The sequence below is a fragment of the Streptomyces sp. NRRL F-5122 genome, from assembly GCF_001507435.1.
In the GTDB taxonomy this organism is placed as follows: domain Bacteria; phylum Actinomycetota; class Actinomycetes; order Streptomycetales; family Streptomycetaceae; genus Streptomyces; species Streptomyces lannensis.
In genome coordinates this window covers 227029-251050 of the sequence record NZ_LMWH01000243.1, presented here as the reverse complement: position 1 = coordinate 251050, position 24022 = coordinate 227029, and the positions used below count along the sequence as shown (strand labels likewise).

Here is a 24022-nt window from a genome sequence, read left to right as displayed (position 1 = left end):
GCTAAGGCGTGGCCCTGCCCGCTCAGCCCTTGAAGCGCGGGAACGCGCTGCGGCCCGCGTACACCGCGGCGTCGTCGAGGATCTCCTCGATGCGCAGCAGCTGGTTGTACTTGGCGACGCGCTCGGAGCGGGCCGGGGCGCCGGTCTTGATCTGGCCGCAGTTGGTGGCGACGGCCAGGTCGGCGATGGTGACGTCCTCGGTCTCGCCGGAGCGGTGGGACATCATGCACTTGAAGCCGTTGCGCTGGGCCAGCTCGACCGCGTCCAGGGTCTCGGTCAGCGAGCCGATCTGGTTGACCTTCACCAGCAGCGCGTTGGCGGTGCCCTCCTCGATACCGCGGGCCAGGCGCTCGGGGTTGGTGACGAACAGGTCGTCGCCCACGAGCTGGACCTTGTCGCCGATCCGGTCGGTGATGACCTTCCAGCCGGCCCAGTCGTCCTCGAACAGCGGGTCCTCGATGGACACGAGCGGGTAGGCCGCGACGAGCTCCTCGTAGTACTCCGTCATCTCGGCGGCGGAGCGCTCCTTGCCCTCGAAGAGGTACTTGCCGTCCTTGTAGAACTCGGAGGCGGCGACGTCGAGGGCGAGGGCGATCTGCTCACCGGGGACGTACCCGGCCTGCTTGACGGCCTCGAGGATGAGGTCGAGGGCCTCGCGGTTGGAGCCGAGGTTCGGGGCGAAGCCGCCCTCGTCGCCGAGACCGGTGGACAGGCCCTTGCTCTTCAGCACCTTCTTGAGGGTGTGGTAGACCTCGGTGCCCCAGCGCAGGGCCTCGGAGAAGGACTCCGCACCGATCGGCGCGATCATGAACTCCTGGATGTCCACGTTGGAGTCGGCGTGCGAGCCGCCGTTCAGGATGTTCATCATCGGCACCGGCAGCAGGTGCGCGTTGGGGCCGCCCAGGTAGCGGAAGAGCGGAAGGTCGCTCGCCTCGGAGGCGGCGTGGGCGACGGCGAGGGAGACGCCGAGGATGGCGTTGGCGCCGAGCGAGCCCTTGTTGTCGGTGGCGTCCAGGTCGAACATCGCCTGGTCGATCAGGCGCTGCTCGGTGGCGTCGTAGCCGACGAGCTCCGGGCCGATCTGCTCGATGACGGCGAGGACGGCCTTCTCGACGCCCTTGCCCTGGTAACGGTTGGGGTCACCGTCGCGGAGCTCGATGGCCTCGAAGGCGCCGGTGGAGGCGCCGGACGGAACGGCGGCACGACCCGTGCTGCCGTCGTCGAGGCCGACCTCGACCTCGACCGTGGGGTTGCCTCGGGAGTCCAGGATTTCCCGGGCTACGACGACGTCGATGGACGGCACGAGCATCTCCTTCTTGGATGTGACGCTGAGAGTGCGGGGCACTTGCGACTAGAGCCTATCCGCCCCGGAGCGGCGGTCGGCCGACCGACCGTCCCGTGGACAGGATGACGGTACACATTGTTTCAGCGCGGAACAAAGGGGCGGGGAAAGTCGCGGTGAAATGCACGGGACGGGCAAGCAAAAGCCCCGCTCCGGTGCGTACGGGGGGTACACGCACCGGAGCGGGGAGCCCGTGGGGACGGGGGCTGTCCTCACAAGACCGCACGAGGACTCGATGGGCCGGCTGCCCGGCCGCCGTCACTTCAGGTGCAGCTGCTGACCCGGGTAGATGAGGTCGGCGTCCTCGACGATGTCCTTGTTCAGCCGGAAGAGCTTCTGCCAGCCGCCCTGGACGCCGTTCTTCGCGGCGATGGAGCTGAGGGTGTCGCCCTTGACGACCTTGTACTCGCCGTCGCCCTTCTCGACCTTCTGGCCGGCCGGGGTGGTGACGGTCTTCTTAGCGGCCGGACGCTCGGTCGAACGGGAGGCCGGCTTCGGGGCCGTGCGGTCGGTGCCGCTCTTCGCGCTGCCGGAGGAGGCGGCGGCCGCACCGTTGTACGGAGTACCGGACAGGCCCTTGCCGCAGACCGGCCAGGCGCCCTTGCCCTGACCCGCGAGGACCTTTTCGGCTATCGCGATCTGCTGCGACTTGCTCGCCAGGTCGGCACGCGAGGCGTAGGCGGTGCCGCCGTACGCGGCCCAGGTCGAGTTCGTGAACTGCAGACCGCCGTAGAAGCCGTTGCCGGTGTTGATGGACCAGTTGCCACCGGACTCGCACCGGGCGACGGCGTCCCACTCGGAGGCGGTGGCAGCGGAGGCGTTGCCGGCCGCGAGCAGCGGGGCCGCGACGGCGGCACCGGCAACACCGGCGAGCGAGATGACGCGGACGGCCTTGGACGGACGGCGGTGCTTGCCCTTGCCGGAACACAGCATGGTTCGATCCCCTCACCGACGCCTGCGAGGTGAGCTGTCGGGTTCGGGCCGGTTGAGTTGCCCGGCCGTGCGCAACTGGGCGCACGGCTCCACCCCAAGCCGGCCCGGTCGATGTCCGGGCGCGGCACTTACCTTGGGTCCCCCGCTCCTGCCTACGGCGCTTGACGCGACGACTGTTCCGCACGGCCGCTGGCAGGATTCGGCGTTGCGACCGTGGGGGCCCGCTGTGGCGAGCGGTCATGACCGTAAGCAGTCGATCCGCGGAATTTCAAAGACGATCAGGGCCTTTGAGACCCATCTCTCACTCTCGCCAAATCGGACATTAAGCCCGAAGCGGGATGTGAAGTACCGCCGGTCGACGGGCAGTTCAGTGCTTCCCGGCGGTCGGATCCACATCGAGCGCAAGGCTCTGACCGGGGAGGATGAGGTCCGGATCGGCGCCGACCGTCTGCTCGTTGGCCTGGTAGAGCGCCCGCCACCCGCCGGAGAGGTCAAGGGAGTCGGCGATGTCCGACAGGTTGTCCCCGGGGCGGACGGTGTACGAGCCGTCGGCACCGTCGCGTGCGGCCCGGGAGTCCCGCGAGGCGTGCCGGCCCGCCGAGTCGCCCGCACGGCTGCCGGAGTCACCCTCGTCGGCACTGCCGCCGCGGTGGCGGCCGGCGCCGGACGCCTCATCCGCACCGTCGCCCGAAGAGGCATCACTCCGCCCGGACTTGTCCGACTCGTCACTCTTCGCACCGGTGGACGAGTCGTCGTCGCCCCGGAAGGTGCCGGCGCCCGAACGGTCACCCTCGCCGTCATGGGACGTACCGGAAGAGGGGGACGAAGAGGAGGAGTCGGACGACTCCGACGAAGGCGAAGAGGGGGACGGCTTCGCCGAAGCGGATGTTCCGGATGAGTCGGACAAGCCGGAGTCAAGCCCGAAGCCGGAGGAGCCTCCGTCCGACGAGTCGCCCGCCACGCCCGTGTCGACGTCCGCGGAGCCGGAGTCCTCGTCCAGTCCCGCGACCAGCGCGCAGGCGGACCAGACGGAGGCGCCCTGGTCGGCGAGGATCCTCTCCGCGACGGCGATCTGCTGCGAACGGCTCGCCCGGTCGGGGCTCGAGGCGTAGGCGAGACCGCCGTGCCGCTCCCAGTCCCGCTGCGTCAACTGCAGTCCGCCGTAGCGGCCGTTCCCGGTGTCGGCGCTCCAGGAGCCGCCGCTCTCGCACTGCGCGACCCGGTCCCACGTGGTGCCGTCGGCCGCGCTCGCGCCGCCCGCACCCAGAAGCGGAATGGCGATCGCCGAGCCGGTCACCCCTGCTGCGACGAGGAGGGCCGGAGCCTGGCGGGGGCGACGGTGACGACCGTTCCCGGAGAGCATGCGGTTGCCTTTCGTACGACAGCAGTGAACCCCGCGGCGGCTGTGGCGTGCCGCCCCGTTGCTGCGTGAACGTATCGGCACTCGGCCGCTTGTCACAAGTTAATGCAGCGCAGATCACGCGAAGATCACAGTGGTGAGGAACCGTCACCCTCCCGTGACCGGCCGCGCGTTCACCGTGTCATCCGGTGGAGTCGGCGGTACGGAAATGATCTTTTCCCGGAATCGGTGTGAACTCCACGGGAAGCGTGCGCAATCCGCGCATAATGAGCCCGCCGCGCCAGCGCAGATCGGTGGAATCCACCGCAAGTCGCAGGTCCGGCAGGCGGGTGAGGAGGGTGGCGAGCGCCATCTGCCCCTCGAGGCGGGCGAGCGGGGCGCCGAGGCAGTAGTGGATGCCGTGTCCGTACCCGAGGTGCTGATTGTCACGACGGGCGAGGTCGAGCACATCGGGGTCGGCGAACCGCTCCGGATCCCGGTCGGCCGCCGCGAGCACGACGAGCACCGGGTCCCCGGGGGCGATGTCCTGCCCGCCGATGGTGACCGGCTGTGTGGCGAAGCGCCAGGTGGCGAGCTCCACCGGGCCGTCGTAGCGAAGGAGTTCCTCCACGCCGGTCTCGAGCAGGGACCGCTCGCCGCGGGCGAGGGAGGCCTGGAGCCGGGCTCGCTGCTCCGGGTGGCCGAGGAGGGCGTAGGTGCCGTTGCCGATGAGGTTGACCGTGGTCTCGAACCCGGCGAAGAGCAGGATGAAGGCCATGGCGGCGGCCTCGTTCTCGGTGAGGTGCTCGCCGTGGTCCGAGGCACGGATGAGCCCGGAGATCAGGTCCTCGCCGGGGCCGGGCGCCTCGGGCAGGGCTTCCCGCTTGCGGTGGATGAGGTCGGCGAGGTAGCCGCGCATCTTCTTGACGGACCGGGCGACTCCGCCCCTCGGCCCCCCACCGTGCCGGATCATCATCCCTGCCCAGTCCCGGAAGTCGTCCTGGTCCTCGCGGGGCACGCCGAGCATGTCGCAGATGGCGTAGATGGGGAGCGGGAAGGCGAACTCGTGGATGAGGTCGGCGGAGCCGCGGCCCGCGAACCCGTCGATGAGCCGGTCGGTCAACTCCTGCACCCTCGGCGCGAACTCGGCGACGCGCCGGGGTGTGAAGGCCTTGGAGACGAGCCGGCGCAGCCGCGTGTGGTCCGGCGGATCGATGTTGAGCAGGTGAGTCATCAGCTCGGCCTTGCGCTCGCCGGGGATGCCGGTCCTGCCCTTGGCGTGTGCCGGTTCGTCGTGATGCGCCGGGTTCTTGCTGAGCCGCTGGTCGGCCAGGGCCTGCTTGGCGTCGGCGTAACGGGTGACCAGCCAGGCCTCGACACCGCTGGGCAACCTGGTCCGGTGCACGGGGGCGTACTCGCGGAGCCAGGCGTAGGCGGGATAGGGGTCGGCGGCGAACTCCCAGGTGAAGAGCTCAGGGGTGGGGTTCGTGCGCGCGGGGCGGGGCTGGTCGGTCACCCGTCGACGGTATCCGGCCGCCCGCAGCGGGCCGCACCTCAGCCGCCGCTCTCCGCCTCCCGGATCGCGTCCCGGTACGCACGGGCGGCCGCGCGCAGCGCCGCCTCGGGGTCCACGCCCTCGGCCTCGGCGCGCGCGGCCATCGCCAGCAGTTCGTATCCGATGCCCTCCCCGTGCGGCAGCGGGACGTCGAGACCGGCCGTGCGGGCGCGGGACGACAGCTTGGCCGCGAGCGCCAGGCCCGGCTGGCCGAGGGGGACGCCCTCCGTCACCGAAGTGCGCTGCTTCTCGAGGGCCTTGGTGCGCAGCCAGTGCTCCTTGACCTCTTCCGGCGTCGTGGCGGTCTCGTCGCCGAACACATGCGGGTGGCGGTGGATCAGCTTGGCCACGATGCCGCCCGCCACGTCGTCGATGGAGAACGGGGCATCCGGGTCCTCCTGCGCGATGCGGGAGTGGAAGACGACCTGGAGCAGGACGTCTCCCAGTTCCTCGCGCAGTTCGTCCCGGTCGCCCGCCTCGATCGCCTCGACCAGTTCGTACGCCTCCTCGATGCCGTACTTGGCCAGACCCCGGTGGGTCTGCCGGGAGGACCAGGGGCACTCGGCGCGGATGCGGTCCATGACCTGGACGAGGTCGAGGAGCCGGGCGCCGGGCAGGTCGTACGACGCGGGCAGCAGCTCGAGCTCCGGCATCCGCACCCGTCCGGAGCCCGCCAGCCGGGCCAGACCGTCGGTGAGCCGGGGCTCTCCCTCGCCGGTCGCGACGACCACGACCGTACGGCCGCCGGCGCAGGCCTCGACCAGCTCCTGTGCGGACGGGGCGGCCTCGTCGACCACGATGCCCGCCTCACGCAGATAGGGCAGCTGGGGGTGCGCGCCGTCCGCGCAGCTGACCCGGTCGGCGTCGCGCAGCACCTGCCAGGCGGGCCAGGACAGCAGACCCGGTGCGACCCGGTGGCTGGTGGTGAGCAGGACGATACGGCCGACGGCCGCCTCGGAGGCTTCGGTCCCGTGCGGACCCTGGGCGCGGGAGCTGGTGGTGTTCACCCTTCGAACGTAACGCACGCCACTGACGGCCCGTACGCGGTCCACGGGCCCCGCACCGACCGTGCTACGCCTGCTGCCCGGCCGCCGCGGTGACCTCCTTGACCCACGGCGTCCTCGCGTCCACGCGGCTGCTCTTCTGCACGTCCCAGGTGCCGTAGCGGGGATTGAGCTTGATGCCGAGCTCCTTGGACGCCTGCGCCATCGCCGTCCAGAACGCGGCCTTACCGTCGGTCGTGTTCATGTCGACACCGAGCGCCCCGGCCAGCTTCTGGGCCTGGACCTCCGTGCGCAGGCTGTCGTCGAGGCGCTGGGGGGCGACCCCGTACTGCTGCAGCCACGCCGACTGCAGCGCCTTGCTGCCGCCCGCCTGCTGCTCCAGGCCCTGCCGCATCTGCTCGACGTCACTGCGGGTGACGCTGACGCCCGCCTCCTTGGCGGCACGGTTCAGGACCCGGTCGAGGACCATGGTGTGGAGCGTGTCCCGGGTGAGGCTGCTGGTCTGGGCGAGAGTCTGCTGGTACTGGGCGTCGTCGGTGGCGGCGGCGTGCTGGGCCGTGCGCACCTCGTTCACCCGGCTCTCCAGCTGTGCGACCGTGATCCGCTGCCCTCCGACAACGGCTGCGGCACCCGCGTGGGGGGACCCGCCGCACGCGGTGAGGAGGGGAGCCGCGGCCAGGGCGGCGCTGAGGGCGATCGCGGTGCGACGGCGGTGCAAGGTGGCCTCCCGAGGAGATTGTGCGGCGATGCACAAGGTCTTGCGAAGATCGATGGTAGGCAGTGACCAGGCTCTGGCCAACCCATTCGAACCAACGATTCGCCGGGACTTCGGGCACCGCCGCGTCCGCCCCGGGCTCAGCCGGTGATGGCGACCGGCGCGTCCCACGCGTCCCGGTCCACGGTGAGCGTGTAACCGCCCCTGGTCTCCTTGCTGTTGACCATGTACTGATGACCGCGGCTGTGGCCGGTGTACTGGGTCTTGCCCCACGGCCAGTCCGTGGTGGTGGTGTTCTGCTTGTCCCACAGGGCGTACCAGAGGTTGCCCGGAAGGTCGGTCTTGTTCGTCGCGGTCGCGATGGCCTTGGCGCTGGAGCTGCTGAAGCCGTAGAAGCCGGCACGGTACGTCTTGGCGCGCAGCGTCTTGGTGAAGGAGCGGACGTAGGTGAGCACCGCGTCGTTGCACGACTTGTTGGTGATGTCGTACGGCTCCATGTCGAGGTAGATCGCGCTGCCGGCCTTCATCCCGAGCGCCGAGGCCTTGGCCACCGCGTCCGCGCCGTCCTTCGTGCCGAGGGAGGCGGCCGTGGAGACGGTCAGCTTCTCGGGGTTGGTACCGGTCTGGCAGGACGGCTGGGCGCCGACGTAGATCGGAATGAGCTTCCAGCCGAGCGAACTGACCGACTTCACCCAGGACGCCGTGAGGTTGGGCTGGCTGCAGCCGCGGTTCTTGCCGCCCACGTATACGGCGGCCGCACCGTACAGACCGCCCTTCCATGCCTTCATCGCGGACAGCGAGGGCGCGGTGCAGGTGTCGAAGGCGCGCCCCGTGTAGGTCTTCTGGGCGGGCCAGGTCGTGGCGGCCATCGAGGTCTGCGCGGCGATCCCGGCCCCCGCGACCACCGCAGCGCCCGTCACCCCCCAGGCGATGTATCTGCGCTTCCTGGACAACCGGTGATTCGACATGAAGGTCCCCACCCATGATCGATCGTGCATGACACAAACGGAGGCAACCTAGTGGACGGTGCTTCCGTGATCGGAAAACGTAACCCCCCGGGCCCCACAAGATTTCTCCAAAGCCCGGCAAAAGCAAGGGCCTCGGACGTGACTCAGCCGCGCACCTGCCCCAACCACTGGAGCGTCCGGCGGACGTCCACGGCCAGCGGATGACCTGGGCCGCGCAGGCGTTCGACCTCGTGCAGGAGCCGTGCGAGCGTGTCGTGGGCGGCGGCCCGGTCGCCCAGTGCCAGCAGCAGATGGCCGATGCGGCGGCGGACGTCATGGGCGAGTTCCGGGTCGCCCGCCACGTACTGGTTCTCGTAGTACGGCAGCAGTGCCCGGTACTCGGCGAGCGCCGCGGCCGGCTCGCCCAGTTGCTCGAGGCACTGCGCGGCGTCGAGGCGGAAGCGCAGCGCCTGAGGGTCCGCCTGGCCCACCTCGGCGGCGCGTTCGTCCGCGAGGCGGCGGAGTTCGGGCAGCGCCCGCCGGTACTGGCCGTCGTCCATGAGGGTCGCCGCGTACTGCTTGCGCAGCGTGCGGACCACCGGGGAGTGCTCGCCGTGCTGGGAGGCCGCCGCCGGGAGGATCGCGCCCAGTATGTCGACGGCCTGGGTGATGCGGCCTTCGCCGAGCAGCCGCTTGACCTCGTCGACGGCACCGGCGACATCGGGCTTCTCGACCGCGGGCGCCGCCTGCGGCCGGGGCGCCGGGGTGCGCGCCCGATCGGGCCACGGGGCGTACGGGCGCAGGAAGGGCCGGGTGGGATCGAGCGGGGCGCCCGTGGGTATGCCGCGCGCCGGGAGCAGCGGAAGCAGGTGCTCGTACGTCTCCTGGGCCGAGGCGGGGCGGTGCTGCGGGTCCTTGGCGAGCAGACGCAGGACGAGCGATTCGAGCGGCTCCGGCACCTCGGGGCGCAGCCGGCGCACCGGAACCGGGGGCTCGTAGAGATGGCGGTGCAGCACCCCGAGCGCGGTGGCGCCGGTGAACGGCACGTCCCCGCTGAGGAGTTCGTGCATGAGCACACCGAGGGCGTACAGGTCGGTGTACGGGCCGACGGCCCCGCCCATCGCCTGCTCGGGCGCCATGTAGGCCGGCGAGCCGATGGGGGAACCGGTATGGGTGAGGCGGGTGGTGTCGGTGTCCATGACCGAGGCCACGCCGAGGTCCAGGACGGTGACCGTACCGTCCTGCTTGACCATCACGTTCCGCGGCTTGAGGTCACGGTGGATGATCGGCACGGCGTGCACCGCGGACAGTACGGCGCACAGTTGGGCGGCGACCGCCACCACCCACTGCCAGGGGTAGGGATCGTGCTCCGCGAGGTGGTCGGCGAGGTCGGCCCCGTCGACGTACTGCATGACGAGGTACAGCTCCTCCCCCTCGCTGCCGGCGTCGTGCACCGTGACCAGCCCCGGGTGGTCGACCTGCGCGGTCACCCGGCACTCCCGCGCGAAGCGGCTGCGCAGTTCGTCGGCCTCGTGGCCGGCCACCTTGTCGGGACGCAGCAGCTTGACGGCCACCCGGCGGTCCAGCCGCTGGTCGTACGCCGTCCAGACCTGGCCCATGCCGCCTTGACCGATGAGTGTCGACAGTTCGTAGCGGCCGGCGACGACGCGTCCGGTCGCCACGCTCACCTACCGTCCTCGTGCTTGCGAAGGTAGTCGCTCAGTTCGTCCAGTTCGGCGCGTACCTGGTCGATGCGGGCGGGCGCGGGACGCTGCGGTGGCGGGGTAGGCGGCGTGTACTGCGGCGGAGGCTGCGGATGCTGCGCCGCCTGGTACGGCTGGGTTGCCGGTGGATAGCCGTGGCCCTGCGGCGGCGGCTGGGGCGGCAGGTAGGCGCCCGTCTGCTGCGGTGCGGGGCCGAGGGGAGGCTGGGCTCGGTGGTGGCGTATGTCGAACACCAGGAAGTAGGCACCGCTGAACGCGCCGAGGACGAGGACCAGCGCCAGCGCGACGTCGCCCCGGTGGTCGCTCTCGGGGACGGAGCCGACGACGGCGAGGCAGCCGATGGCCACCGGAAGACTGATCCAGGCGAGCAGCCAGTCCGTCCGCCTGCCACGCAGCACTGCCACCCGGAACAGCGGCAGGCAGGAGAGCAGCCCGCAGCTGAGGAAGCCCGCGATGACGAACAGCACCCGCAGGGTGATGACGGTGCCCGACGTGCGGGTGGGCGGCGCCGCGCCGTGGCCGTACATGACTGCTCCTGGGACCGGGTGAGGACGAGCGTACGAGTGTCGAGGTCCGAGCGTATAGCCCGGCTCGGACACACGGTCACGGGTTGTACCGAACCGTTGTCCTTGTGATCCGGTCGAAGCGTCGGGCGGGGCGCGGGATGCGGGTGCGGCGGCCTTGGGTGCGCGCCCGTCAGTCCGGCGCGACCCTGCCGTCCGTCAGTCCGTCGTACAGGCCGCGCACGAGTTGGTCACCGAGGCGGCCCGCGAGGCGCAGGGTGTCCTCGAACGCGGCGAGCGCCCGGAAGCGCGCGCCGTAACGGCGCTGCTTGCCGAGCGGGATCCTCGGCAGTTGGAGCCGGCGCACGTCGAGCCGGGTCGCGGTGGAGGCGTAGCTGCTGGCCTGGCGGTTGTTGGCGGTGCCGCGCAGGAAACCGGCGAGGAACCAGGGATCGACGGCGGCCGGATCGGGGCGCAGCAGCGTGAGGTTGCGCCCGAGCGCCGCCCCCGCGGTCGCCTCGTCGATCACCCGCGCGACGGCGCCGCCGCCCAGGACCGGGACGACCACGTCGCCCTCCTCGACGAGGACCGGGTCCTCCCCGGAGTCGGGCAGCGCGCCGGAGGGCGCGACACCGGCGATGACGTCGTGGTCGGTGAGCACGCGTGCATGGGGGCCGTGTCCACCGGTCCGCATCACCAGCGCGCCCGCACGGGCCAGTTCGCCGACCGTGGTGAGCGGCCAGCGGCCCTGTTCGTTGGTGTCGGCGGCGGGCGGGGCGAGGTCGGCGGTGAGGCGGAGGGTCTCGTCCAGGCGTGCCCGCAGGGCACCGAGCTCCTCGGCGCCGCCGCCCGCCGCGGGAGGCGGCAGATGGCGGGCGGGGGCCAGATCGACGTCGTCGTCGAGGAGTTCGATGACGGGAACGGACCGGCTCAGGCCCGCCACCGAAGGTGCGCTGCCGCTGCGGGCGAACCGGCGCCAGGCGTCGAGCATCATCGAGCGCACCGCCTGCCAGTCGGGGCCGCCCCGCCCCTCGGCCGTGAGCGCCCCGGCGTCCGCGACCAGCAACTCGGGCTGTACGGCGGCCGATGCGGGGCGGCGCAGCACCCACAGGTGCAACGGGATGTTGTGCGGTGGCGCCGCACCGGCGGGCAGGGCGAGCACGGCCCGCAGGGCGCCGCGGCGCAGCAGGTCGGCGCGGATGCGGCGGCCGGAGCGCCGGGAGGCGGCGGCGGGCGGCATCAGCAGGACCGCGGTGCCGCCGTCCTTGAGACGGGCCAGCGCATGCTGCACCCAGGCGAGTTCGGACTCCATACGGGCCGGGAAGCCGTACTCCCAGCGGGGGTCATAGGCGAGTTCGTCGTGGCCCCAGTTGCGCTCGTTGAACGGCGGGTGGCACAGCACGGCGTCGGCCCTGAGGGTGTCGAAGGCGTCGGCCCGGAGGCTGTCGCCCGCTGCGGTGCGCACGGCAGCCTTCGTGTGCAGCGTGAGGCGCAGCGCGCTGAGCGCGGCGAGATGCGGGTCGCTGTCCTGGCCGTGCAGTTCCTGGGCGGGTGTGGGAGCGACGGCGCGCAGCAGGGCGCCCGTGCCGCAGGCCGGGTCGAGAACCGTCCGGGCGGGGCCGGCGAGGTCCGCCATCAGGGCGGCGAGATCGCCCGGGGTGAGCGTGTACTGGCGTGGGTTGGCGTCGAGATGCCGACCGAGCAGGAACTCGTACGCCTGTGGAGCGCCCAGCTCGGCGGCGAGCTGGGCGGCGGCGCGCAGCAGCGGGGCGGAGGGCAGGAGCTCGGCGGGTGTCGGGGCCGGCACGCCCGTGCGGGGGGTGAGCACCTGCTCCAGGGCCGTGGGCAGCAGTTCCGCGAGTCGGGCGTCCGAACCGGCGCTCGCCTCCTTCCAGACCGTCGGCCGGTCGTGGACGAGCACCAGGGTGCAGCCCGCGTGCACCAGGGCCGTGACGGGTCCCTCCGGGTGGCCGGCGGCCTGCTGCCACACGCGCTCCCGCAGGGGCACCTCGGCCAACTTGCCCTGGCGGCGCAGCCATTCCTCGATGTCCGCAAGGGCGAAGGAGGGACTCGTCTCGGTGCCGCCGATCGGCTTGGGGAAGTCCGTATGGCGGCGGCGCCAGTTGCTGACGGCGGCGCGGCCGACACCCGCGAGCCGGGCGATCCCGGCGGCGGTCACCTCTGTCCCGTTGTCCTGCACCCGCCCGGCTCCCCTCTGCCCTGCGCGGTCCGACTGCCCGTGCTACGCCGTTGCCCGCGGTGGTCGTCGCGTGCGGTGCACCCGTCACATGGCGTCGAGCATACCGATACACGCAAGATCCACCCTTTCACGCGCGTGTACTCGACTCAACGATGAGTTCGTGTTGACTCGGTTCACAAGCTCTGGTCTTATTGACTCATCGGACGAACGGCCGCCCGGGAAAGGCAGCGGCCACGTCGGTACGGGGGAGGGGAACTGCCGTGGGCATCGGAACAGGCATCGTGTTGAGCGCCGTGACCTGCGACGTCGTCATCGGCACGGCGTCGGCGATCGCGGATGCCCGAGCCGGCGGGGACGGCAGGGGGCCGTCCGCACCCACCGGACGGCGCTCCGGGCCACCACCGGACCCCACCGTGCGGTCCTGCGCCCGGCGCTCCCGGCAGTGCGCCGAGAACGCCCCGCACTCCCCTGGGCCCGTCAAGGCGAACGCCGTCGTCACCTGAACCACCGTCGTCACCGTCGGCGCGCACGACGCCTGCTTCCGGGCGACGGACCGCCGGGCCGGGACGACGTCCTGACTCGCCGCCCCACCGGGGCGGACATGCCATCGCGCACCCGCACTCCCGCGGCTCTCCACTCACTTCATTTCACGCCATCTCACCTCGAGGAACTCCCATGCGTCGCACCGCACTTGCCGCTCTCTGCCTCGCCGCCGCGGCCACCGCGGGACTCACCGGCTGCCTGCCCGGCCAGAACACGGCCGACGACAAGCCCAAGGGCCCGTTCGCCGGGATGACCGGGGGCGAGATCGCCGACCGGGCCGTGAAGGCCACCACCGCTGCGACGTCGCTGCGTATCAAGGGCGACGTCCCCGACGACGAGAGCGCGGGCACGATCCGGATCGACATGGCCCTGAACAAGAAGGGCGAGTGCGCAGGCACGATGAGCATGAGCGGACAGGGCAACGCCGACCTGGTCAAGAGCGGCGACACCGTCTACATGAAGTACGACGAGGCGTTCCTGCGCGCCCAGGGCAAGGGCGAGTCCAAGGCCGACACCGACGCGGTGGTGGCCATGATGGCCGGGAAGTGGACCAAGATGTCGGCCAAGGGCCAGGACGCCAAGGACATCGCGGGCTTCTGCGACCTCAACACGGTGCTGGCCGACGCCCGGAACGTGAACTCGGACGCGACCCGCGGCCGGACGACCACGGTCGACGGCACTTCGGCGATCGTCCTGGAGGAGAAGGAAGGCAGCGACCGCTACACGCTGTACGTCGCCGCCGAGGGCAAGCCCTACCTCCTGAAGGTCACCAGCACCTCCAAGAAGGACCCGGGCACGATCGTCTTCACGGACTACGAGAAGCCCGTTCCGGCCGTCGCGCCCAAGGGCGACGTCCTCGACCTGGACAAGCTGGGCGGCTGACATGAACCGGGCGGTGCGGTCGGGGCCGATCGGAGGGGGCGGCCCCGCCCGCACCGACCCACGGCACCCTTCACGACCGGTGCCCTGCCCCCATGTCGCGCCTCGGCGAAGGCACACCGTCCGGCGGCGTGGACACGCGGGAACAGGCGGTCGGACGGGCGGACGGCAGGGATCCGGCACCCGTCACACAGGGCACGCGCAGGTGGGAGCGGTCAGCCGCCGCACTGCGCCAGCATCGCCTGCTTGTCGGCGGTCGTGACGGGAAGGTCGTACTTCTGCGACACCTGGGCGAAGCGCACCGCGTAGGAGCAGCGGATCCCCTTGCTCGGGGGCAGCCAGGCGGCCGGGCCCGAGTCGCTCTTGGAGCCGTTGGTGGGGCCGTCCACCGGCATCAGGTTGAGCGGGTCGTTGGCGATGTCCTCGCGCTTGCCCTTCGTCCAGTGCGCGGCGCCCATCTGCCAGTCGTAGGAGAGCGGCATCACGTGGTCTATCTGGATCGTGGTGGCACGGGACTTGGTCCACTCGATCGTCTTGCCGGTGTAGGGGTCGTGCAGCGTCAGGGAGGTGACGACGCAGTCCGAGCCCGACCGGAAGCGGACCTGCTCCCCGTCACGCTTCAAGAGATCGTTCCTGGAATCGCACCCGTTGTGCGCGAAGGGAATGCCGCCGGGAGCGGAGTCCATCCAGGCGTACCCGAACTTGTCCCGCTCGTAGCCCGTCTTGGGGCCGCGCCCCTTTGTGGCCACCTTCTCGATCAGCGTGCGCGCCTTCGCCTTGTCCGCCGCCGAGGTGATCGCCGCCAGTCCCGGCTTCGTGCCGTCGGGGTTGTCCAGCGGGCTCACCGCGCGACCGCTCTGTGCCGGGACACCGGCGCCCGAGGCGGAGCCGTCGATGGGGAAGTCGGCGCTGTCGCAGCCCGTGAGCAGCAGCCCGGTGCCGAGCAGGGCCGCGGACGCCACAACAACGCGCCGGGTTCCGCCGATGTGCCTCATATGCCTCTCGGAACGCATGGCGCCCCGCCCTCCCCTTGCCCGTAGCACTCGTCCGAACCGCCCCCGTGGGCACGGTTTCCCTGATCTCACCGTAGCGGCCGGGGCGTCATGCCCACACCACCGCCCGGCGGTCGACCGGGTGCACGCCCGGCGCGTACGGCACCGGCCGGGGCACGCTCGGCCGGTCCCGGGGCCGGGGACTGCCGCGCCGAACCGTTCGGCCCCGTCGCCGCCTTGGCACTTCCTCATACCTTCCCGATGCCGAGCGTCGTCTCGGAGGGGAGCAGACCCGAGCTCAGTGCGGCCACCCAGAACTCACCCAGCAGGTCGGCCAGTTCGGCCGCCGCGGCCGGGCCCGACGCCAGCCAGGGCTGTGCGGCGAGCTCATCGGTGTGCTGCTCGGCCCGGCGCCGCAGCTCGCGGCCGGCCTCTGTCGCCGTGCCGTCCCGGTTCACCAGGCCGCGGGCAACGAGCCGGTCCCGGGCCGCCGCCCACTCCTGGGACGTCCAGCCCCGGCTCTCGAAGCGCTCCACCGAAGCCGCGCCTATCGCGGCGAAGGAGACCAGGGACTCGACCGGGTCCAGGCCCGCGACGAGGAGAGCCGCGAGATGGCCGTCACCGCGGTGCTCGCGCAGGATCGTGGCCGCGTGCCACAGCTGCTGGTGCGGCGCTCGGGGCCAGGGCAGTTCGGCGTTGGCGGCGGCGAGGGGGCGGCCGGCGGTGTTCGCGGCCTCGGCCGCGCGACGGGCAAGCGCCGCGGCCCTGGCGAGCTCGGGGCTGTCGACACGGTCGCTCAGTATCGACCGGTAGACCCGGTCGACCGCCCGCTCCCGTGCCTTCAGCACGACCTCCGGACGCGCGATGCGCCATGCGGGAGCGATGTGCTCGGCGACCATGCGCGGACTGAAGCTGTAGAAGGCGGAGGCCGCACGCTCACCGCCGACAGCACCCAACGGCGCGGCGCGGTACGGGAAGTAGCTCGGCCAGCGCTCCCCGATGTCGAACCCGAGCGCGGCCGCTTCCTCGAAGGCCTCGGGCGCGTAGTAGAGCAGTGCGTGCAAAGGCTCCAGCAAGTGCCACAACTGCCGTACCCGGCCCGGCTCGACCGCGTCACTCTCCCCCGCGCCCACGGCGCTCGTCGGGCTCTCGACATTCCCGGACATGGCCCACCCCTCGTCTCGGCCACCATGGAACTTGACACTGACTAGATTGCCGGACCCCACTGAACTTGTCAATGCCTAGATTCCGCGTACCCTGCTGCACATGACCGCCGCCAGGACCGCGAAGACCACCCGGACCGCGAACGACTCCACGACCACGTCTGCCGACGACCCCGCCGGGACCGAGGAAGCCGTGCGGGCCGCAGCGGCTGGGCGGGCCGAAGAGGCCACGCGGCCCGAGGAGGCCGAAGGGCCACCCTCCCGCCGCTACCACCACGGCGACCTGCGCCGCGCGATCCTGTCCGCGGCCCTCGACGTCATCGGCACCGACGGCCCGTCCACGCTCAGCCTGCGCGATCTGGCCCGTCGCGCGGGCGTCTCGCACGCGGCTCCCGCCCATCACTTCAAGGACCGCACCGGCCTGCTCACGGCGATCGCGGCCGAGGGTTACGCCCTGCTCGCCGCGGCACTCGGCGACGCCGACGGCCTGCGCGACGCCGGCGTCCGCTATGTGCGGTTCGCGACGGGGCATCCGGCCCATTTCCAGGTGATGTTCACACCGGAGCTGCTGCGCGGGAACGACGTGGAACTGACCGCGGCCCGGGCTCTGGCGGGCGAGCGCCTGCGCACGGCCGTCGCGGACTCGGAGTCGGCGGGCCGCACCGCCGACGCCCGCCTCGCCGGTGTCGCCGCGTGGTCCCTGGCCCACGGCTTCGCGACACTCCTCCTCGGCCACAATCTCGACGCCCCGATCGGCGACCGGGACCCCGAGGACGTCTTCCGCACGCTGTCCGGGATGCTGTTCCGCTCCGGCTGAGAAGGCACCGGCGGACAGGACGCCGACGGAACCGACGCGCGAGGGCGGCACGCCGGCGGACAGGGCCCCGGCGGTCCGCCAGGGCCCGCGGCCCGAACCGTACGGGCCCCTAGGACCCGAGGATCGAGGTCAGGAACTCCCCGACCCACCCCAGCAGTTCCCGGCCGACCAGCGGCTTTCCTCCCACCTTCGCGGTCTTCGGGCGCGGCACCAGGACCTGGTGGGCCGTCGGCTTGATGACCGTGCCGGGGTAGAGCCGCTTGACCCGCAGCTCCTGGGACTCCCTCAACTCCACCGGGGCGAAGCGGATGTTGTTGCCCTGCAGCACGATCTCGCCGACGCCGCAGGCACGCGCGAGCATGCGCAGGGCCGCCACCAGGAGGAGGTTCTCGACAGGCTCGGGCAGCTTGCCGTAGCGGTCGACGAGTTCCTCGCGGACGGACTTGATGTCCTCCTCCGTGTTCACGGAGGCGATCGCACGGTAGGCCTGCAGACGCAGCCGCTCGCCCGGGGCGTAGTCGTGCGGGACGTGTGCGTCGACCGGGAGCTCGATCTTCACCTCGAGCGGCGGCTCCTCCTCCACCCCGCCGTCCAGGGACGCGCGGTAGTCGGCGACGGCCTCACCGACCATCCGCACGTACAGGTCGAAGCCGACGCCCGCGATGTGGCCCGACTGCTCGCCGCCGAGGAGGTTGCCAGCGCCGCGGATCTCCAGGTCCTTCATCGCCACGTACATGCCCGCGCCCATCTCCGTGTGCTGGGCGATCGTCGCGAGGCGTTCGTGGGCGGTCTCCGTGAGGGGCTTCTCCGGCGGGTACAGGAAGTAGGCGTAACCGCGCTCGCGGCCCCGGCCCACACGGCCGCGGAGCTGGTGCAGCTGGGAGAGACCGAAGTTGTCGCCGCGCTCGACGATCAGGGTGTTCGCGTTCGAGATGTCGATACCGGACTCGACGATCGTCGTGGAGACCAGGACGTCGTACTTCTTCTCCCAGAAGTCGACGACCACCTGTTCCAGCGTCTGCTCCGACATCTGGCCGTGGGCCGTGGCGATCCGCGCCTCGGGGACGATCTCGCGCAGGCGCGCCGCGGCACGGTCGATCGACTCCACCCGGTTGTGGATGTAGAAGACCTGGCCCTCGCGCAGCAGTTCACGGCGGATGGCCGCGCCGATCTGCTTCTCCTCGTACGGGCCCACGAAGGTCAGCACCGGGTGCCGCTCCTCCGGCGGGGTCGTGATGGTGGACATCTCGCGGATGCCCGTCACGGCCATCTCCAGCGTGCGCGGGATGGGCGTCGCCGACATGGTGAGCACGTCGACGTTCGCGCGCAGCTTCTTCAGCTGCTCCTTGTGCTCGACGCCGAAGCGCTGCTCCTCGTCGACGATGACCAGGCCCAGGTCCTTGAACTTGGTCTCCGAGGAGAACAGCCGGTGCGTGCCGATGACGACGTCGACCGAGCCGTCCCTGAGCCCCTCCAGGACCGCCTTCGCCTGCGTCTCCGTCTGGAAGCGGGACAGCGCCCGCACGTTCACGGGGAACTGCGAGTACCGCTCGCTGAACGTGCCGAAGTGCTGCTGCACCAGCAGGGTCGTGGGGACGAGGACGGCGACCTGCTTGCCGTCCTGCACGGCCTTGAAGGCCGCCCTGACCGCGATCTCCGTCTTTCCGTAGCCCACGTCTCCGCAGATCAGTCGGTCCATCGGCACCGACTTCTCCATGTCGTCCTTGACCTCGGCGATCGTGGTCAGCTGGTCGGGCGTCTCGACGTAGGGGAACGCGTCCTCCAGCTCGCGCTGCCAGGGCGTGTCCCCGCCGAAGGCATGGCCGGGCGCCGCCATCCGCGCGCTGTACAGCCTGATCAGGTCCGCGGCGATCTCCTTGACCGCCTTCTTCGCGCGGGCCTTGGTCTTGGTCCAGTCGGCGCCGCCCAGGCGGTGCAGCGTCGGGGCCTCGCCGCCGACGTACTTCGTGATCTGCTCCAGCTGGTCGGTGGGGATGTACAGCCGGTCGCCGGGCTGGCCGCGCTTGGCCGGCGCGTACTCCACCACCAGGTACTCACGGGTCGCGCCCTGCACGGTGCGCTGCACCATCTCGATGTAGCGGCCCACGCCGTGCTGTTCGTGGACGATGTAGTCGCCCGGCTCCAGGGTCAGCGGGTCGATCGTCTTGCGGCGCCGGGCCGGCATGCGGGTGCCGTCACGTCCGGCCGCCTTCTGCCCGGAGAGGTCGGTCTCGGTGAGCACGGCGAGTCCGAGCGCGGGGTCCACGAAGCCGTAGTCGATCGAGCCGCACGCCACATGCACGAGCGACGGGGACATCTCCCCGAGGTCGGCGTCCAGACGGGCCGCGATGCCCTCGCTGCCCAGCACCTCGACCGTGCGCGACGCGGGGCCGTGGCCCTCGGTCACGAACACGGCGCGCCAGCCGTCGGCGAGCCAGCCCTTGGTGTCGGCGAGCGCCTTCGCGGTGTCGCCGCGGTAGGTCTCGGTCGCATGCATGCCGAGCTTGAGGGTGTCCCCGTCCAGGGAGTCCAGCTCGTCGTCGGCCGCGAACGGCGACACCGACCACCACAGCATGCCCAGCTCGCGGCCGCGCTCCCGGACGTCCGCGATGGACCAAAGGGAGGCCGCGCCGACGTCGATCGGCGCTTCGCCGCCGCCCGCGGTGGCCGCCCAGGACGCCTGCAGGAACTCCTGGCTGGTGGCCACCAGGTCCGCGGCCCTGGTCCGCACCCGCTCGGGGTCGCAGACGACGGCCATGGCGCGCGCCGGCAGAACGTCCAGGAGGAGTTCCATGTCGTCGACGAGAACGGGGGCGAGGGACTCCATGCCTTCGACCGCGATGCCCTCGGCGATCTTGCCGAGCAGCTCGCCCAGCTCGGGGTGCGCCTCGGCGAGGGCGGCGGCCCGCCTCCGCACGTCGTCGGTCAGCAGCAGCTCACGGCACGGGGGCGCCCACAGGCCGTGCTCGGCGACCTCCAGGGAGCGCTGGTCGGCGACCTTGAAGTAGCGGATCTCCTCGACGTCGTCGCCCCAGAACTCGATGCGCAGGGGGTGTTCCTCGGTGGGCGGGAAGACGTCCAGGATGCCGCCGCGCACTGCGAACTCGCCGCGCTTCTCCACCAGCTCGACCCGGGAGTACGCGGCCGCGGCCAGCGCGCCCACGATCTCCTCCAGGTCGGCCCGCTGCCCGGTGCGCAGCGCGACCGGCTCCAGGTCGCCCAGCCCCTTGACCTGGGGCTGGAGCACGGAACGCACGGGAGCTACGACAACCGAGACCGGTCCGGTCTCGGGGTCGTCCGGCCTCGGGTGGGCGAGCCGTCTGAGGACGGCGAGCCGGCGGCCGACGGTGTCGCTGCGGGGGCTGAGCCGCTCGTGCGGCAGGGTCTCCCACGACGGGTACTCCACCACGCCGTCGGGGGGCAGCAGGGAGCGCAGGGCTGCCGCCAGGTCCTCGGCCTCCCGGCCGGTCGCGGTCACGGCCAGCACGGGCCGGTCGGTCTCGCGGGCCAGGGCGGCGATCGCGAAGGGGCGTGCCGCGGGCGGGCCGACCAGGTCGACATGCATGCGGTTGCCGTCTGCGGCCGCCTGGATCGCTTCGGCGAGGGCGGTGTCCTTGACGACGGCGTCGAGCAGACCGTGCAGGCTCATGAAGGGGCATCCCGTCCCGGGTGGGCAACACGAAGACCCGGCCGCGAGGTTCCGGGGGCCGGGGTTGTCCAGCGTACGACGCTGCGCGGGTGTACGCCGGGCCTGTGGACAACGCCCGCCGTCGCACGCCCGGCACGGAGTGCAACCGCCCCCGGGGGATCCGCCGCGGCGGGGGAGGGACTCGGGGCGACCGACGCGCGCGGCCCGGTGCCGGGGAGCGGTCGCTCCCCGGCACCGGGCCTTCCCCCGTGCCCCCGTTCTCCCCGCCCGATGGCTACTCGGTGGCGATCGCGTTCAGCACGTTCATCCGGCCGGCGCGGAACGCCGGGATCAGGGCCGCGAGCAGGCCCACGAACGCGGAGCCGATGAAGACCGCGATGATCGTGCCCCACGGGATCTCCAGGACCTGCAGTCCCTCGAGGGCCAGCAGCTTCTGGGCGGTCGCGCCCCAGCCCATGCCGAGTCCGAGGCCGAGCAGGGCACCGAAGAGGGCGATCACGACCGACTCCAGACGGATCATCCTGCGCAGCTGGCGGCGCGAGAGCCCGATCGCCCGCATCAGGCCGATCTCCCGGGTGCGCTCCACCACGGACAGGGCCAGGGTGTTCACGACTCCCAGGACCGCGACGATGATCGCCAGTGCCAGCAGGCCGTAGATCATGTTCAGCAGCTGGCCGATCTGGTCCTTCAGTGCCTGCTTGTAGTCGGTCTGGTCCCGGACCGTGTACTGCGGATAGTCGTGCAGTGCCGACTTCAGCGACTTGTAGGCGGCCGTCTCCTGGCCGTCCTTGGCCGTGGCGAACACCAGGACGTCCAGCGGCATGCTGTCGGCCGGCACGTACTTCGCGGCCGTGGTGATCGACGCGTACATCGCGCCCTTGTCGATCACGACGTCGTCGCTGGTGATCGCGCGGACCGTCAGATCGGCCGTCCGGCCGTCCTTGAAGTCGACCTTCACGGTGGACCCGACCTTGATGCCGTGCTTCTTGGCGAACCCTTCGAAGACGGACATCGAGTCCGGGCGGTAGGCGTCCGCCAGGTCTCCCGCGACCGTCTCGGTGCGCAGGTCCTGCGCGTAGGTCGGGTCGGCGGCGTTGATCGTCTCGTTCTTGGAGGTGCGTCCGTCGGGCGTGGTCAGTGCGGCGTCGAGCACCTTGTACTCGGTGACCCGTTCGAGATCCGGGGTGGACTTCACGGCCTTGACCGCCTGCGGGGTGATCAGCTGCCCGCTGTCGCTCTGGACGATGAAGTCCGTGCCGACGCTCTTGTCGAGCTGGTCGGTCGCGGAGGCCACCATGGAGGAGCCGACGACCGAGAGGCAGGCCACCAGGGCCAGGCCGATCATCAGGGCCGCGCCCGTCGCGCCCGTGCGGCGCGGGTTGCGCAGGGCGTTGCGTTCGGCCATCCGCCCGACCGGGCCGAAGATCCGCAGGACGACCGCTCCGAGCGCCCGGACCACACCTCCCGCGAGCAGCGGTCCGACGGCGACAAAGCCGATCAGCGACAGGACCACGCCGAGGCCGAGCCAGAGCGAGCCGTCCGTGGCCTTGTCGGCCGCCGCCGCCAGGTAGAGGCAGTAGCCGCCGGCGCCGGTGAGGAGCAGGCCGATCAGGGCCCGGATCCGTCCCGCCCTCGCGTCGGCCGGGGCACCCGCGTCGCGGAGTGCGGCCATCGGGGAGATCTTGCCGGCACGCCGGGCGGGCAGGTAGGCGGACAGGATCGTGACGACCACACCCAGCACGACACCGGCCACGGGGGTCGTCCAGGCGACGGTCAGATCACTGGTGGACAGATGCATGCCCATCGAGCCCATCAGCTTCATCAGGCCGACCGCGATGCCGACTCCCGCACCGACACCGAGAACGGATCCCGTCGCCCCGAGCAGCAGGGCCTCGGTGAGCACCGAGCGGTTGACCTGGCGGCGCGAGGAGCCGATCGCCCGCATCAGACCGATCTCCCGGGTCCGCTGGGCGACCAGCATGGAGAAGGTGTTGATGATCAGGAAGATGCCGACCAGGAAGGCGATCCCGGCGAAGCCGAGCATCGCGTACTTCATCACGCTCAGGAGGCTCTCGACGTCCTTCTGGTTGGCGTCCGCGGTCTCCTTCGCGGTCTGCACCTTGTAGGCGCCACCGATCCCGGCCGCCACGTTCTTCTTCAGCTGTGCGTCGCTGACGCCGCTGTCCGCGGTGACGTTGACGTTCGTGTAGACGCCGGTCTTCCCGACGAGCGCCTCCTGGGCCGTCCTGGTGTCCAGGTAGAAGATCGCGGCACCGGGATTGGTGACGGTGAAGGTGGCGATTCCGGAGATCTTCGCGGAGTGCGTGCCGACGGCGCTGATCACGCCGATGTCGTCCCCGAGCTTCAGGTGGTGCTTGTCGGCGGTGTCGGCGTCGACCATGATCTGGTCGGTGCCCTCGGGCGCCGCACCCGAGGTGATCTTCATGGTGCGGGCGTCGTTGCCGTTCCAGCTGCCCACGATGGTGGGGGCGCCGCTCTTGGGCGACAGGTTGTTCTTATCGGCGTCGACGACGGTCACCGAGGTGGAGAAGACCGTGCCCTCGGCGGACTTCACCCCTTGCGCCTTGCGCACCTCGCCGAGCACGGAGGCCGGCATGACGGGCGGCTTTCCGTTCCCGGACGTGGTCTCACCGGTGTCGGAGGCGCCCTTCGCGCTGACCGTCACATCCGACGACGTGACCGCGAAGAGCTTGTCGAAGGTCGTGTTCATCGTGTCGGTGAAGACGAGCGTGCCGCACACGAACGCCACCGACAGCAGGACGGCGACGGCCGACAGGGCCATGCGTCCCTTGTGCGCGAAGAAGTTGCGCATCGAGGTCTTCAGGACGGTCATGACGTACGCCCCCGGGCGTCGAAGTCCTTCATGCGGTCGAGGACGGTGTCCGCGGTCGGCTTCAGCATCTCGTCGACGATCCGGCCGTCCGCCAGGTAGAGCACGCGGTCGGCGTACGAGGCGGCGACCGGGTCGTGCGTGACCATCACGATGGTCTGGCCGAGCTCGTCGACCGAGCGGCGCAGGAAGCTCAGCACCTCGGCGCCGGCCCGTGAGTCCAGGTTTCCGGTCGGCTCGTCACCGAAGATGATCTCGGGGCGGGCCGCCAGGGCGCGGGCCACGGCGACACGCTGCTGCTGGCCTCCGGAGAGCTGGGTGGGGCGGTGCTTGAGGCGGTCGGCCAGGCCCACGGTCTCCACGACGCGGTTCAGCCACGCGCGGTCCGGCTTGCGACCCGCGATGTCCATGGGCAGCGTGATGTTCTCGATCGCGTTCAGCGTGGGAAGCAGGTTGAACGCCTGGAAGATGAATCCGACGCGGTCCCGGCGCAGCTGGGTGAGCTTCTTGTCCTTCAGCCGGGTGATCTCGGTCTCGTCCAGGAAGATCTGGCCGCCCGTCACGGTGTCGAGCCCGGCGAGGCAGTGCATCAGGGTGGACTTGCCCGAGCCCGAGGGGCCCATGATCGCGGTGAACTGGCCACGCGCGATGTCCACGTCGACATGGTCGAGGGCGACGACCCGGGTCTCCCCGGAGCCGTACGCTTTGACGACCTGCCGCGCCCGCGCGGCTACGGCCGTACGCCCTCCAGTACCCCCGTGCCTGGGAATGGTCACGGCCGATGTCATGGCAAAGTCTCCTCTTGCGGTCGGTGGACGGGACGTGCGGTCCCGCGTCGCGGCGGGCGGTGCCCTGCCGCGTCGAAC

Annotated in this window: 18 protein-coding genes and 1 riboswitch; of the genes, 3 read left to right on the top strand and 15 right to left on the bottom strand. The window is 71.3% G+C overall.

What is annotated here, in order from left to right; genetic code table 11:
- Positions 1-22: 22 nt before the first annotated feature.
- The 10 genes from eno to ADL25_RS28640 form a co-directional block, all read right to left on the bottom strand.
- Positions 23-1309: a phosphopyruvate hydratase gene (gene eno / locus ADL25_RS28685; RefSeq protein ID WP_059130735.1), complete on the bottom strand. Its 1287-nt coding sequence runs from the start codon at positions 1307-1309 to the stop codon at positions 23-25.
- A gap of 291 nt (positions 1310-1600) precedes the next feature.
- Positions 1601-2275, bottom strand: coding sequence for a transglycosylase family protein (locus tag ADL25_RS28680; protein WP_059130734.1), 675 nt, complete (start codon positions 2273-2275; stop codon positions 1601-1603).
- Between the two features lie 4 nt (positions 2276-2279).
- A riboswitch (cyclic di-AMP (ydaO/yuaA leader) is annotated at positions 2280-2445 on the bottom strand.
- A 197-nt stretch (positions 2446-2642) separates the two neighbouring features.
- On the bottom strand, positions 2643-3638 hold the full coding sequence (locus ADL25_RS28675; RefSeq protein WP_059130733.1) for a transglycosylase family protein: 996 nt from the start codon (positions 3636-3638) through the stop codon (positions 2643-2645).
- 178 nt (positions 3639-3816) lie between these two features.
- Positions 3817-5130, bottom strand: coding sequence for a cytochrome P450 family protein (locus ADL25_RS28670; protein WP_059130732.1), 1314 nt, complete (start codon positions 5128-5130; stop codon positions 3817-3819).
- 38 nt (positions 5131-5168) lie between these two features.
- Complete coding sequence (locus ADL25_RS28665; RefSeq protein ID WP_059130731.1) at positions 5169-6176, bottom strand: nucleoside triphosphate pyrophosphohydrolase; 1008 nt, start codon at positions 6174-6176, stop codon at positions 5169-5171.
- A gap of 64 nt (positions 6177-6240) precedes the next feature.
- A complete protein-coding gene (locus tag ADL25_RS28660; protein ID WP_059130730.1) occupies positions 6241-6891 on the bottom strand; it encodes a SurA N-terminal domain-containing protein in 651 nt (216 codons plus the stop codon).
- 137 nt (positions 6892-7028) lie between these two features.
- On the bottom strand, positions 7029-7856 hold the full coding sequence (locus tag ADL25_RS28655) for a glycoside hydrolase domain-containing protein (protein WP_059130827.1): 828 nt from the start codon (positions 7854-7856) through the stop codon (positions 7029-7031).
- Positions 7857-7999: 143 nt separating this feature from the next.
- Positions 8000-9481, bottom strand: a complete 1482-nt coding sequence (locus ADL25_RS28650) for a serine/threonine-protein kinase (RefSeq protein ID WP_267889282.1) — start codon at positions 9479-9481, stop codon at positions 8000-8002.
- A 38-nt stretch (positions 9482-9519) separates the two neighbouring features.
- Entirely contained in the window at positions 9520-10086 is a 567-nt protein-coding gene (locus ADL25_RS28645; RefSeq protein ID WP_059130728.1) for a hypothetical protein, read from the bottom strand.
- 169 nt (positions 10087-10255) lie between these two features.
- Positions 10256-12262: an N-6 DNA methylase gene (locus ADL25_RS28640; RefSeq protein ID WP_059130727.1), complete on the bottom strand. Its 2007-nt coding sequence runs from the start codon at positions 12260-12262 to the stop codon at positions 10256-10258.
- 260 nt (positions 12263-12522) lie between these two features.
- Here ADL25_RS28640 and ADL25_RS49195 point away from each other — a divergent pair, with 260 nt between their 5' ends.
- Both ADL25_RS49195 and ADL25_RS28630 read left to right on the top strand, forming a co-directional pair.
- Positions 12523-12765 carry a hypothetical protein gene (locus tag ADL25_RS49195; RefSeq protein WP_147317927.1) on the top strand — a complete coding sequence of 81 codons (243 nt, stop codon included), beginning with the start codon at positions 12523-12525 and terminating at the stop codon, positions 12763-12765.
- Between the two features lie 172 nt (positions 12766-12937).
- Positions 12938-13687, top strand: coding sequence for a hypothetical protein (locus tag ADL25_RS28630; protein ID WP_059130725.1), 750 nt, complete (start codon positions 12938-12940; stop codon positions 13685-13687).
- A 212-nt stretch (positions 13688-13899) separates the two neighbouring features.
- Here the strand turns inward: ADL25_RS28630 and ADL25_RS28625 are convergent, their stop codons facing one another.
- Positions 13900-14679 (bottom strand): HNH endonuclease family protein, encoded by a 780-nt coding sequence (locus tag ADL25_RS28625; RefSeq protein ID WP_079050624.1) that lies wholly within the window; start codon positions 14677-14679, stop codon positions 13900-13902.
- 245 nt (positions 14680-14924) lie between these two features.
- Positions 14925-15842: an SCO6745 family protein gene (locus ADL25_RS28620; RefSeq protein WP_059130724.1), complete on the bottom strand. Its 918-nt coding sequence runs from the start codon at positions 15840-15842 to the stop codon at positions 14925-14927.
- A gap of 100 nt (positions 15843-15942) precedes the next feature.
- Between ADL25_RS28620 and ADL25_RS28615 the strand changes: the two genes are divergently transcribed.
- Entirely contained in the window at positions 15943-16656 is a 714-nt protein-coding gene (locus tag ADL25_RS28615) for a TetR/AcrR family transcriptional regulator (RefSeq protein ID WP_079050623.1), read from the top strand.
- Positions 16657-16765: 109 nt separating this feature from the next.
- Here the strand turns inward: ADL25_RS28615 and mfd are convergent, their stop codons facing one another.
- The 3 genes from mfd to ADL25_RS28600 form a co-directional block, all read right to left on the bottom strand.
- Positions 16766-20305 carry a transcription-repair coupling factor gene (mfd, locus tag ADL25_RS28610; protein ID WP_059130723.1) on the bottom strand — a complete coding sequence of 1180 codons (3540 nt, stop codon included), beginning with the start codon at positions 20303-20305 and terminating at the stop codon, positions 16766-16768.
- Positions 20306-20579: 274 nt separating this feature from the next.
- Positions 20580-23159, bottom strand: a complete 2580-nt coding sequence (locus ADL25_RS28605; protein WP_059130722.1) for an ABC transporter permease — start codon at positions 23157-23159, stop codon at positions 20580-20582.
- Positions 23156-23944, bottom strand: coding sequence for an ABC transporter ATP-binding protein (locus tag ADL25_RS28600; RefSeq protein ID WP_059130721.1), 789 nt, complete (start codon positions 23942-23944; stop codon positions 23156-23158). Before ADL25_RS28600 ends, ADL25_RS28605 begins: the two co-directional genes overlap by 4 nt.
- Positions 23945-24022 lie beyond the last annotated feature (78 nt).